We start from the raw sequence: 12,286 nt of genomic DNA on the forward strand, positions 1-12,286 counted from the left end.
GCCACCATGAAGCGCCACCTCGCCGCCCTGGCTCTGCTCCTCAGCTGCATCGCCCTGCCGGCCGGCGCCGCCGGGCTCGCCGCCGAGCTGGTGGACGGCCAGGGCCAGCCGCTGGCCAACGCCGTGCTCAGCCTCAAGGGCGTGGGTGCTTCCGCGCGCAACGAGCCGGCGATCATGGATCAGCGCGACAAGCAGTTCATGCCCAGCGTGTTGGCCGTGCGCAGCGGCACCTCGGTGAAGTTCCCCAACAGCGACGACATCCGCCACCACGTCTATTCCTTCTCGCCGACCAAACGCTTCGAGCTGCGCCTGTACAAGGGCACGCCGAGCGAGCCGGTGCTGTTCGACAAGCCCGGCGTGGTGGTGCTCGGCTGCAATATCCACGACTGGATGGTCGGCTACGTCTATGTCACCGACGATCCCTGGTTTGCCGTCAGCGACGAGCAGGGCCGGCTGATCCTCGATGGCCTGCCTGCGGGCAGCTACCAGGTCACCTTGTGGCACCCGCAGCTGGAGAACATGCTGCCGCTGAGCGCCGGCACCCTCGAGGTGCCTGCGGCCGGGTTGAGCCAGCGTTTCCCGCTGCGGCTGGCTGGCGCTGCCGTGGCCCCGGCTGCGCCCAAGCCCAGTGCCTTTGGCGAGGCCTTCAGGAAGGCGGCGAGTGAAGTTCAGCCATAGCTTTCAGGCGCGCATCGCCGGGGTCCTGATCCTCCTCCTGTCGGTGGTGGTGGGCGCGCTGTACTTCTCGGTCAAGGCGGCCACCGGCGTGGCGGTGCAGAGCCAGCTGCGCGAGGACCTCGGCGTCGGTGGCCGGGTGCTGGAGCAGCTGATCGAGCTGCGCGGCAGCCAGCTGCGCGATGCGGTGCAGGTGCTGGCGGCCGACTTCGGCTTCAAGGACGCGGTGGCCAGCGGCGACGGCGACACCATTCGCTCGGCGCTGGCCAACCATGGCGCGCGCATCAATGCCGACGCCGTGTTGCTGCTGGCCCTGGACGGCGCCCTGCAGGTCAGCAGCGACCAGCGCATCGGCGCCGCGGCGGCCGAGCGCCTGGCCGGGCGGGTGGCCGAGCAGGCCGGGCAGGGCGCCCAGGTGTTCCTGTTGCCGGTGGAGGGCGAGGTCTACCTGCTGGTGGCCTCTGCTGTCAGCGCGCCGCTGCCGATCGCCCGGGTGGTGATGGGCTTCCACATCGACGAGAACTTCGCCCAGGAGCTGCGCGAGCTGACCCACCTGGAGCTGACCCTGGTATCGATTGAGCGCGGCGCGGCCACCGGCTGGATCAGCACCCTGCCTCCCAGCGTGCATGAGCACCTGCGCGAGGAAATCCTGCAGCAGAAACAGGACAGCGGCAGCCGCCTGCTGCAGGCCGGCGACCAGCGCTACCTAGGCGAATGGCGCAACCTGGCCAGCGCCGGCGATTACCAGGTGCTGGCGCTGCTGCACAAATCCCTGGACCAGGCCGAGCAGGCCTTCGCCTCGCTGGACCATGACATTCTGCTGATCGCCCTGGCCGCCTTCTTCGGCTCGCTGCTCGGCGCGCTGCTGCTGGCGCGCAGCCTGGCGCAGCCGGTGCAGGAGCTGGCGCGGGTGGCGCGACGCATCGGCCTCGGCGACTACTTCACCCCGATTACCCTGCAGCGCCGCGACGAGTTGGGCAGCCTGGCCCAGGCCTTCACCAGCATGCAGGAGGGCATCGCCGAGCGGGAGCGGCAGCTGGCCCACAACGCCCTGCACGATGCCCTGACCGGCCTGCCCAACCGCACCCTGGCGCTGGAGCGGCTGGGTAGCGCGATCAGCGCGGAGCGGCCCACCGCGCTGCTGCACATCGGCGTGGGCAACTTCCGCTCCATTCTCGACAGCTGTGGCGCCGATGGCGCCGACCTGGCCCTGCAGCAGCTCAGCCGGCGCCTGCAGGCTACCCTGCGCCCCGGCGACAGCCTGGCGCGGCTGGTCAACGACGAGATGCTGCTGATGCTGGAGAACAGCGACAGCGATAACGCCATCGCCGCGGCGGACCGTCTGTACCAGCTGCTGCTCAAGCCGATGCGCGTCGGTACCCTGGACGTGGTCCTGGACTGCAGCATCGGCATCGCCGCCTATCCCACCCATGGCAACAGCCCGGACGATCTGCTGCGCCGCGCCGCCATCGCCATGCAGGACGCCGCCCAGCAGTCCGGGCGCCTGGAGCTGTATCAGGAGGGCCGCGACGCCGCCCACCAGCGGCAGATCAAGCTGGTGCGCGATCTGCGCCACGCCGCCGAGCGCGGCGAGCTGATCCTCTATTACCAGCCCAAGCTGGATATACCCGCGCGCCGCGTGCACGAGGCCGAATGCCTGCTGCGCTGGAACCATCCGCATTACGGCATGGTGTCTCCCGGCGAGTTCATTCCGCTGGCCGAGCGCACCGGCAGCATCCAGCTGCTCACCACCTGGGTGATCGGCGAGGCGCTGCGCCAGCTGCATGAATGGAACGGCCATGGCCTGGTCATGCAGGTGTCGCTGAATATCTCCGCCGAGGACCTGGTCGATCTGCAGCTGGCCGAACGGGTCCAGCGACAGTTGGCGGAGCAGGGCGTGGCGGCCGAGCAGCTGGTGTTCGAGATCACCGAGAGCGCCATGATGCGCGACCAGCAGCGCGCCCTGGATGTGCTGCTGCGCCTGCGCGCCTGCGGCATCCAGCTATCGGTGGACGACTTCGGCACCGGCTACTCGTCCCTGGCCCAGCTCAAGCGCATGCCGGTGCAGGAGCTGAAGATCGACCAGTCGTTCATCCGCGAGCTGGACGAACACAGCGAGGACGCGGTGATCGTCCGCTCCACCATCGAGATGAGCCACAGCCTGGGCCTCAAGGTGGTGGCCGAGGGCGTGGAGCTCGCCCCTATGCTGGAGCTGCTGGCGCGCTGGGGCTGCGATACCGCCCAGGGCTATCTGATCGGCAAGCCGATGCCGGCCGCCGCCTTCGAGCAGTGGCTGCGGCAATGGCAGGGCTCCCAACTGGCAAAGGTATTCTGAGCATGCGCACACGCCTGATCCTTCTTCTCTGCGGCCTGCTGCCGGCCCTGGCCGGCGCCGAGCAGGGGCGCCTGCTGGCCACCGGCGGTGCCACCAGCATCGACGGTGCGGCCGGCGGCGGCATCGTGCCCTGGGCGGTGCTGGCCGGCTATGGCGAGGAGGGCGAGTGGGGCGCCACCAGCTTCCTGACGCGGGTGGAGACCGGCGACTACCGCCTGGACGTCGGCGGCCTGGCCGTGTCCTACGGCAATCGCGTCGAGCTGTCCTACGCCCGCCAGCGTTTCGACCTGGGCACCCTGGCCCGCGATCTGAACCTGCCGGACAACAGCCTCAGCCAGGACATCCTCGGCCTCAAGGTGCGCCTGTTCGGCGACCTGATCTACGACCGTCTGCCGCAGGTGTCCCTGGGCATCGAGCACAAACGGCAGAAGGACTTCCTGGTGCCCAGCCTGGTCGGCGCCCAGCGTGACGAGGACACCGAGGCCTATCTCGCCACCAGCCGCCTGCTGCTCGGTGCGGCGTTCGGCTACAACCTGCTGCTCAACGGCAACCTGCGCTACAGCCGGGCCAACGAGCAGGGCCTGCTGGGCTTCGGCGGTGACCGCCGCGACGAGCATTCGCTGCTCAAGGAAGGCTCCATCGCCGTGCTGCTCAACCCGCGCTGGGCGGTGGGGGTGGAGTACCGCGAGAAGCCGGACAACCTGAGCTTCGCCGGCGAGAACGACTGGTCCGACCTGTTCGTCGGCTACTTCCCCAACAAGCACCTGGCCGTAGTGCTGGCCTATGCCCGGCTCGGCGAGATCGCCGGCCTCGATCATCAGGACGGGGTCTACCTGTCCCTGCAGGGGAGCTTCTGATCATGCGCGGATTGTCGATCATCCTGGCTCTGCTGCTCGGTGCCTGCGCCGCCAGCCCACCGCCGCCCAAGGACGACAGCCTGTACCGCGGCCTCGGCGAGCTGCCGGGGATCACCCGCATCGTCGAGGGCATGCTGCTCAACGCCGCGCGCAATCCGCGCATCACCCATCACTACGACGACGTCGATATCGAGCGTCTGCGCGACAAGCTGGTGGAGCAGTTCTGCGTCGAGGCCGGCGGCCCCTGCGAATACAGTGGCGACAGCATGGAAGAGAGCCACAAGGGGCTGAATATCGACCGCGGCGACTTCAACGCGCTGGTCGAAGACTTGATCGACGCGATGGACGCCGAGGGTGTCGCCGTGCCGGTGCAGAACCGCCTGCTGGCGCGTCTGGCGGCCATGCGCGGTCAGATCATCGGGCGCTAGCAGCCTGTTGAAATTCGCCTACGGCCTGTCTGACTTTGCTGTGTAAGGTTTACGATATTGGCTCCAATCTGCCGGGAACCCCGTTTTCCATGCGTGGCGCCGATATCACTCAGGAATCCTTGTTCACTGTCGCCAAGCTCGATGACTTCGTGCCAGCGACTCACCCCCTGCGCGCCATCCGCAAGCTGGCAGACACCGCTCTGCAGCGGATGAGCGCCCTGTTCGACACCTTGTATGCCGACACCGGCCGCGCCTCGATCGCCCCCGAGAAGCTGATGCGGGCGCAGTTGCTGCAGTTGTTCTACTCGCTGCGCAGCGAGCGGATGCTGATGGAACAGCTGGGCTACAACCTGCTGTTCCGCTGGTTCGTCGGCCTGGCCATTGATGACCCGGTGTGGGATCACTCGGTCTTCTCGAAGAATCGTGACCGCCTCAATGCCCAGGCAGTGGCCGCCGGGTTTCTGAGCGAGGTGGTACGCCTGGCGGAGAAGCAGGGGCTGATCTCGGATGAGCACTTCTCGGTCGACGGCACATTGCTGCAAGCCTGGGCCTCTCAGAAGAGTTTCCGTCCCAAGGACGATACGCCAGACGATCAAGGCCCCGGACCACGCAATGCCCCGCCGGACTTCAAGGGGCACAAGCGCAGCAACGACACCCACGCCTCGACCAGCGATCCGGATGCCCGGCTGTACCGAAAGAGCCACAAGACCGGCGCGCAGCTGAGTTACATGGGGCATGTGCTGATGGAACACCGCAGTGGTCTGGTGCGCAGTGCTCATGTGACTCTGGCCTGTGGCCGTGGCGAACGCGAAGCCGCGCTGGCGATGCTGAGCAAGCTGGGTGGTCGCCGTCGACGCACCTTGGCTGCGGACAAGGCTTACGATACGGCAGACTTCGTGGCCGCCTGTCGTGCCCTCGGCGTGACACCCCATGTTGCGCAGAACACCAATGGTCGGCGCAGCGCCATCGATGGCCGTACCACGCGCCACGCCGGCTATGGTCTGAGCCTGAAGATTCGCGCCTGGATCGAAACCCACTTCGGCTGGCTCAAGGCGGCGGCCGGGCTGCGCCAGGTGAAGCAACGCGGACTTGAGCGTGTCGACGCGCTGTTCCAGCTGGCCATGGCGGCAAGCAACCTGGTGCGTCTGCCGAAGTTGCTGGCTACAGGCTCAATGGCATGAGCGCGTTGACGGGGAAGGTGCGCCTGGAGCACGCCAAATCGGGCTATTTCCATCGATTGGCGCCCTAAACGGGAAGTAAACGAGCGCGACCGCTGCTGCCAGAAGCAGTGGACGTAATCATCGCGGCGAATTTCAACAGGCTGCTAGCGCCGACGCACGCCTGATCAGCGAGCTGGCCAGCCTGGCCTTTACCGACACCGCGCAGAACGTGGTGCTGATCGGTGGGCCAGGCACCGGTAAAACCCACCTAGCCACCGCGCTGGCCGTGTCCGGCATCACCCGGCACGGTAAGCGCGTGCGCTTCTACTCCACGGTCGATCTGGTCAATCTGCTGGAGCGCGAAAAACACGACGGCAAAGCCGGGCGGATCGCCCAGGCACTGCTGCGCATGGATCTGGTCATCCTCGACGAACTGGGTTATCTGCCGTTCAGCCAGGCTGGCGGTGCGTTGCTGTTTCACCTGCTGTCCAAGCTGTACGAACACACCAGCGTGGTGATCACCACCAACCTGAGCTTCGCCGAATGGTCGAGCGTGTTCGGCGACGCCAAGATGACCACCGCCCTGCTGGATCGGCTGACCCACCACTGCCACATCGTCGAAACCGGTAACGAGTCCTATCGCCTGCAACACAGTAGCTTGGCGGCCCAGGCCAAGATCAAATCACGGGAGCGAAAGCGTAAGGGCGGCCAGGAACCGGAGGACGATGAGCCGTTCTGATTTCATGGCGACGACGGCCTGCTGCATGGCTGCATGTGGCAGGTCTTCAACAGCTGAACTGGGCTAGCGAAGGAGTGGGTTCAAAAGCAGCTGCGCTGGTAGACTTATCCACAGTTGCTGGTAAAAAAATCAGCAATCCGCCCTGGGTCAAATTTCAATCGGCAGGGTGGGTCAATATTCCATCAGCGCCAACAATCCGCGATCCGATTCGTCGCGACAAGCTGCTCAAGGCCATGCCCGTAGAGGAAGTCTGGGGAGTTGGTCCCCGCATGCGTTCGCACCTGGAAGGCATGCAAATCAAGACCGCTTGGGACTTGGCGCAGATGGATGCCTGGACACTGCGCAAGCGATTCAATGTCGTGGTCGAGAAAACTGTGCGCGAACTGCGCGGGGTGGCGTGCCTGGAGATCGAGAACGAGACCGAGCCAAAGCAGGAGATCTGCTCTAGCCGCTCGTTCGGCAAGCGCCTGCGTGAGTTAGCTCCCATCCAGGAAGCCGTGACCAGCTACGCCACGCGCGCTGCTGAAAAACTGCGCAAGCAGGAGTCGCTCTGCCGGCAGGTGCGTGTGAGTCTGCGCACTGGGATGTTCAACCCAACCGAGGCTAAGTACGCCAATGGCATCCTCTGCCAACTGCCCTATCCGACCGATGACAGCAGGCTGATCATCAAAACCGTCCAGGCTGGATTGCAGCAGGTCTTCAGAGAGGGCTTCAGCTACGCCAAGGCTCAGGTGATGCTGCTAGATCTGTGTCGCAGGAACGAATACACGCCGGATCTGTTTGCTCCCGAGCAGCCCGTGAAAACCGAGCGACTGATGAGCACCCTGGATGCGATCAACAATCGCTGGGGACGCGGAACGCTGCAGCCGGGACGCATCGCCAAGCCTGTCGAGTGGGCTATGCGCAGAGAATTGCTCTCCCCCGCATACACCACTCGCTGGTCTGAGTTAATGGTTGCAAAGGCCAAGTAGCCTTCCCATTCACTTATCTGAGACGAACACGGTTCAGATTGCCCTTACGCAGGCAGCGCGCCCCCGCAGGCTTCAAGCGCAGATGCTGATCATCTTTTGCTAGGTAATCCACAACGGTGTAAAGACGCTCACGTCTCGCCCAATCATCTCGATGGACCATACCTACACCGAGCCGGTCACCGTGCTTCGCCTCCTTGTTGTGATTGGAGCTGTCATAGCAGCCACGGCCACGCGTGATCTCTTGCCAAAGCTCGCCTATCTGTATTGCCTTGAAGACGTCTGCCCTGACCTTCGATCCGTCGAAAAAGAATGCCACATGGGCGTGAAAGCCCCGCCCATACCTACCCTCCCGCTCACCGCCATTCTCGTGACGGACACCAGGGTATTTCCCCTGCTCGATAGCGCAGATGTAGCCGATCTCGTGATCAAAAATAGCGTTGTAGCGAAGCTCATTGATGAGCTCGTCCAAATCACGAAAAACATGCTCAACCCTGAGCCTATCCTGCGCTGCAGCGCGGTAGTAGAGGTTTACCCTGACCACGAGCAAACGTGCGTGCCGTGTAAACATGCCATCGACATATCGACGGTTACCGCTCTGGAGCTTCTTAGCCTGCTGGCGCTGATCGTATTGCACGCGACGGTATTTTTGCCGGCGTGTCAGCACACGGATGCGTTCTGCAAGAGCTGATAGCGTCTGAACGGTATCACGGGGACGATCTGTGTCTTCATCATAGGAGTCCAGCCCAAATGGACCGAACTGGACTCCTACGTCTTGAACAGCCTCTCGGAAGACCTGTAGGTGAGAGCTGTAGCTGTAATCGTAGTTACCATCGAACAGACCGAGCATCTGTTCGATGTGGTTGAAGTATTGCTTTAACCCCTGCTCATGACGACGGATGGGCCTGTCGTATTTCTGGATAGTGAGCACCAGCTTCTCGATCAGGATCGATACCTGGGACTGGTTGAGGGGTTTGGAAGCATTACGCTTGAGCATGACGATGCACCTGTGTGGTTTGTCCACACCAAGTGCATTGATTGTTTTTAATTAGTAAGCGTCTGGCCAACACACCTCCCCGGTTCTTCCAGCTAGCGGCATGGTGTCCACCTGTTTTTGGTGGACACCATTTCAAGCCCTTTGCAGAGGATCTCCCGTGCCAGGCCAACGCCGCTCCTATCCCAAATCCTTCAAGGCCCAGATCGTCGAGGAGTGTACCCAGCCCGGCGCCTCGGTTGCCGGCGTGGCCTTGAGCCACGGCCTTAACGCCAATCTCGTGCACAAGTGGATTCGCCGCCAGCAGGCACAGTTGCCCGCGGTACCCTCAGGTTTTATTCCAATTCCTCTCGTCCCGAGCGTGCCGGCTACCCCGAGTGCGGCCGACAGGGCCATCCAGATCGCAATTCCCCATCGGGCCGGCAAACTGTCGGTGCAGTGGCCGGGCAACGACCCTGAAGGCTGCGCCCGCTTCCTGCGCGAGCTGCTGAAGTGATCCGTATCGAGCGCATCTGGCTCGCCACCGAGCCGCTGGACATGCGCGCCGGCACCGAAACCGCGTTGGCCCGGGTGGTTCAAGTGTTCGGTGCGGCACAGCCGCACTGCGCCTACCTGTTCACCAACAAGCGCGCCAACCGGATGAAGGTGCTGGTGCACGATGGCTTCGGCATCTGGCTGGCTGCTCGCAGGCTCAATCGAGGGCGCTTCGTCTGGTCGGGTAATTGGCAGGGACAGCAGTTGGAACTCAGCCCCGAGCAGTTGCAGGCCCTGGTGGTCGGCCTGCCTTGGCAGCGTCTTGGGCCGGATGCCGAGATCAGGCTCCTGTAGCCGGGGTGCAATTAGGCCAATGGCCTATCGCCGAGGGGGCCGACAATCAGCACACTCGGCGCCATGAGTCCTGCCGCTTTCGATCACCTGACACCCGAGCAACTGCGCCAACTGGCCGCGCAGTTGAGTCAGCGCGTCGATCACCTGGAAACGCTCAACCAGCGGTTGAACCACGAACTCGCCGTGCTGCGGCGCCACCGCTTCGCCCGCCGCAGCGAGCAGCTCAATGCCGACCAGCTCAATCTGCTGGACGAGATGATCGAGGCCGACATCGCCGCCATCGAGGCAGAGCTTGAAACGGCCCGACCAGAGCCCGCCAAGCGCGAGCCACGGCAGCAGCCCAAGCGAGCGCCGCTGCCGGCCGAACTGCCGCGCACGCTGATACTTCACGAGCCGGACAGCACCCAGTGTGCCTGCGGCTGCCAGCTCAAGCGCATCGGTGAAGACGTCAGCGAGAAGCTCGACTACACCCCGGGCACCTTCACCGTCGAGCGGCATATCCGTGGCAAGTGGGTCTGCGCCCAGTGTGAAACGCTGATCCAGGCCCCAGTGCCTGCGCAGGTGATCGACAAGGGCATCCCGACTGCCGGGCTACTGGCTCAGGTCATGGTGGCCAAGTTCGCCGATCACCTGCCGCTGTACCGCCAGGAAAAGATCTTCGCCCGCGCCGGGCTGGCCATTGCGCGTTCCACGCTTGCGCAATGGGTCGGCGCTTGCGGTGTCCAGCTGCAACCCCTGGTCGATGCCCTGCGCGACTGCCTGCTTCAGCAGGACGTCATCCTCGCCGACGAAACCCCAGTGCAGATGCTTGCCCCGGGCACAAAGAAGACCCAGCGGGCTTACGTCTGGGCTTATGCACCCAGCCCCTTCGCCGACCTCAAGGCCGTGGTCTACGACTTCAGGCCGAGCCGGGCCGGCGAGCACGCGCGCAGCTTCCTGGGTGACTGGCAAGGCAAACTGGTCTGCGATGACTTCGCCGGCTACAAGGCCAGCTTCGAGCAAGGCGTGACCGAGATCGGCTGCATGGCCCATGCACGGCGCAAGTTCTTCGACCTGCATGCCGCCAACCAGAGCCAACTGGCCGAGCAGGCCCTCCAGTACATCGGTCAGCTGTACGAGGTGGAGCGCGAAGGGCGAGAGTTGCTCGCCGCACAGCGACGGCAACTGCGCCAGGACAAAGCCAGGCCGATCATCGATGGCCTGCATAGCTGGATGCTTGGGCAGCGGCAGAAGGTGCCGGAAGGCAGCGCGATCGCCAAGGCACTCGACTACAGCCTCAAGCGCTGGGCAGCGTTGGTGCGCTACCTGGATGACGGCAACCTACCCATCGACAACAACTGGATCGAGAATCAGATCCGCCCCTGGGCCCTGGGGCGCGCCAACTGGCTGTTTGCCGGCTCGCTACGCAGTGGCCAGCGTGGCGCAGCCTTGATGACGCTGATCCAGTCAGCCCGCCTGAACGGACACGATCCGTACGCCTACCTGAAGGATGTGCTCATGCGCCTGCCGACGCAGAAGGCCAGTGCCCTGGCCGAGCTGCTGCCGCACAACTGGGTATCCGCCGGCAAGGTGTGATGCCCGTTCGCTTACTTTAATTACTCACACTGAGGTGCCTCAGCTGTTGCTGTGTAGGACAGCAACAGCGCTTCTCAGGCGATCATGAGGCTATCGCCTGAAGGGATGACGAGTAGGTGCTCTCAGGGATAGACGTATCGACTGGATGGTGGATAGCTATCAGGTTGATTGGTTGTGTGATCTATAAAACTAGAACCCGCAGCCATACAGACCACCTCACCCAGCAGACTGGAGAAATCCATTTGACTGTCGCCCAGTAAACTGAGGCGATTTCCTTGACTTGCATACCACCGACTTAGCTGAGTTTTTCAGGCTTCACGGCATAGAGACCGTGGCCAGCGGTAGCCACGGTCTCTATGCCTAAAGGGATCGCACTAACTACTCAGATCTCGCTCTTCGATTCGAGCCGAAATCCAGTCGTGTACCTCCTCCTCAACCCAACCAACACAACGATCACCGAGTGACACGGGCTTGGGGAATGTGCCTTCAGCGATGTATTTGTAGACCGTCGACCGGGCAAGACCAGTCGAGTTGGTGACCTCTTTCAAACGGATGATCCTCATGAACGGGCTCCTGTTATACGTTCAGAGGATTACCAGGGTTTGTAAAAAAGTACTTTGGCTATCGATTCCCAAGAGCCAACACTAGGCCAGGCCCTTGCTCCTCGTTATCAAACCAAAGGAGCCTTGCACCTCTGAGCTGTGGCCCCGAGAGCGTTGGATGCTGCGCTCTAATCTCTTGGATCACCTCAAGTACATATCTACAAATCAGAGTGACAACATCCCCCCGATGCGAACTGATCATCGGTTGCGGGCTATCAGCCCCCCACTTCGGTTCAGGTTGCCCAGGTGCCTCGACGATTGGCATGTAGTGATTCCATAGCTCCAGCCAAAGATCCTGCGCACCTGGTTGCCTTGATGAAAAGTCCTCACTGATCTTGCCCGACAGCAAAGCACGCACCAGAACGCGCATTGGAACCTCCTGCGTGTTCTCACTTTGCAGAACAGTCTCGACATACCCACAGATGAGCCAAGGAAACCAACGAGAGAAAAACTCAGCATCCGTAGCCGCCCAAAGAAAATGTATCCGCCCTTCAGGACGCTCAACCCAAGACATCATCGCTTCGAGTAAGGTTTTTCTTCTTCCCTCCAACCTGAGCTGTTCAAGCCTTCCGAATCGCTCTGCAACACCTGCAAGTGTCCACCCCCAAGCATCCGAAGCAGGTGGCAAAATCGGATAGAAACGGATTGGCTCAAGCCCTTGGAATACCTCATGAGCAAGGTTCATCACATAAAGGCTCTTGCGCTTGTAGGTAAGCAGAGGAGAGTTCCCACCTGGCACATAAGCGGCAATGAAACCAAGCGCAGCGAGACGACCGATACGGTGTTTTACACTGGCCAAATCAAGACCAGTCCATTTAACCAAATCGTGCATGCTGACCCCTTGCACAAGGCCAACACCGTCAGCCTTTGCGCACAAGACACAGGCTAACAAGCAATTAAGCACAGACAGTCGCCCGCTCTTCCTCACCGCTCTCGCTCTCGAGATATCCCGAGACTCGCCAACCACAGACTCCGAGCCTCCGTAACAACACGCGAGCAGTCGCAAGACCAGCTCAGAACCTGGCGCAGTCATCACAGGGTTTTCCCTCAGAAGCTGCCTGTATTGGTCTGAGAGCCGAAGCATTCTCCGAGGTCGCCCACGACCGGTGCTCACGCCAAAATCCA

The 12,286-nt window shown here is 62.7% G+C and carries 12 protein-coding genes and 1 pseudogene; 10 read left to right on the plus strand and 3 right to left on the minus strand.

The annotated features are described in order from the left end of the window. Positions 1–6 precede the first annotated feature (6 nt). The 7 genes and pseudogenes from AAEQ75_RS02285 (at position 7) to AAEQ75_RS02315 (ending at position 7,165) form a co-directional block, all read left to right on the plus strand. Positions 7–678, plus strand: a complete 672-nt coding sequence (locus tag AAEQ75_RS02285; protein ID WP_343350766.1) for a methylamine utilization protein — start codon at positions 7–9, stop codon at positions 676–678. Continuing rightward, a complete protein-coding gene (locus AAEQ75_RS02290; RefSeq protein WP_343350767.1) occupies positions 662–3,010 on the plus strand; it encodes a putative bifunctional diguanylate cyclase/phosphodiesterase in 2,349 nt (782 codons plus the stop codon). Before AAEQ75_RS02285 ends, AAEQ75_RS02290 begins: the two co-directional genes overlap by 17 nt. Positions 3,011–3,012: 2 nt before the next feature. After that, a complete protein-coding gene (locus AAEQ75_RS02295) occupies positions 3,013–3,867 on the plus strand; it encodes a DUF3034 family protein (RefSeq protein WP_343350768.1) in 855 nt (284 codons plus the stop codon). 2 nt (positions 3,868–3,869) lie between these two features. Then, a complete protein-coding gene (locus tag AAEQ75_RS02300) occupies positions 3,870–4,295 on the plus strand; it encodes a group I truncated hemoglobin (protein WP_343350769.1) in 426 nt (141 codons plus the stop codon). Positions 4,296–4,384: 89 nt separating this feature from the next. Next, complete coding sequence (locus AAEQ75_RS02305) at positions 4,385–5,476, plus strand: IS5 family transposase (RefSeq protein WP_343349782.1); 1,092 nt, start codon at positions 4,385–4,387, stop codon at positions 5,474–5,476. A gap of 139 nt (positions 5,477–5,615) precedes the next feature. After that, positions 5,616–6,194 (plus strand): annotated as a pseudogene (gene istB, locus AAEQ75_RS02310) (IS21-like element ISPst3 family helper ATPase IstB); the annotation flags it as partial. A gap of 35 nt (positions 6,195–6,229) precedes the next feature. Further along, the gene (locus AAEQ75_RS02315; protein WP_430523440.1) at positions 6,230–7,165 is read left to right on the plus strand and encodes a DUF4113 domain-containing protein; all 936 of its coding nucleotides are present in this window, start codon (positions 6,230–6,232) and stop codon (positions 7,163–7,165) included. A 13-nt stretch (positions 7,166–7,178) separates the two neighbouring features. Here AAEQ75_RS02315 and AAEQ75_RS02320 read toward each other — a convergent pair whose 3' ends face one another. After that, positions 7,179–8,159 (minus strand): inovirus Gp2 family protein, encoded by a 981-nt coding sequence (locus AAEQ75_RS02320; RefSeq protein WP_143511271.1) that lies wholly within the window; start codon positions 8,157–8,159, stop codon positions 7,179–7,181. A 157-nt stretch (positions 8,160–8,316) separates the two neighbouring features. Here AAEQ75_RS02320 and tnpA point away from each other — a divergent pair, with 157 nt between their 5' ends. The 3 genes from tnpA to tnpC all read left to right on the plus strand — a co-directional run bounded on the left by tnpA (position 8,317) and on the right by tnpC (position 10,559). After that, positions 8,317–8,652, plus strand: a complete 336-nt coding sequence (tnpA, locus tag AAEQ75_RS02325) for an IS66-like element accessory protein TnpA (protein WP_343350770.1) — start codon at positions 8,317–8,319, stop codon at positions 8,650–8,652. Beyond that, positions 8,649–8,984 (plus strand): IS66 family insertion sequence element accessory protein TnpB, encoded by a 336-nt coding sequence (gene tnpB, locus AAEQ75_RS02330; protein WP_003241496.1) that lies wholly within the window; start codon positions 8,649–8,651, stop codon positions 8,982–8,984. The genes tnpA and tnpB overlap by 4 nt, the downstream gene beginning before the upstream one ends. A gap of 63 nt (positions 8,985–9,047) precedes the next feature. Further along, on the plus strand, positions 9,048–10,559 hold the full coding sequence (tnpC, locus tag AAEQ75_RS02335; RefSeq protein WP_343350771.1) for an IS66 family transposase: 1,512 nt from the start codon (positions 9,048–9,050) through the stop codon (positions 10,557–10,559). 374 nt (positions 10,560–10,933) lie between these two features. On the opposite strand, the gene AAEQ75_RS02340 is transcribed toward tnpC, so the two are convergent. Together AAEQ75_RS02340 and AAEQ75_RS02345 are read right to left on the minus strand one after the other, a co-directional pair. Further along, the gene (locus AAEQ75_RS02340; protein WP_143511270.1) at positions 10,934–11,122 is read right to left on the minus strand and encodes a helix-turn-helix transcriptional regulator; all 189 of its coding nucleotides are present in this window, start codon (positions 11,120–11,122) and stop codon (positions 10,934–10,936) included. A 58-nt stretch (positions 11,123–11,180) separates the two neighbouring features. Then, positions 11,181–11,993 (minus strand): hypothetical protein, encoded by an 813-nt coding sequence (locus tag AAEQ75_RS02345; RefSeq protein ID WP_143511269.1) that lies wholly within the window; start codon positions 11,991–11,993, stop codon positions 11,181–11,183. Positions 11,994–12,286: the final 293 nt, after the last annotated feature.

The organism is Pseudomonas sediminis, from assembly GCF_039555755.1.
GTDB classification, from domain to species: domain Bacteria; phylum Pseudomonadota; class Gammaproteobacteria; order Pseudomonadales; family Pseudomonadaceae; genus Aquipseudomonas; species Aquipseudomonas mendocina_D.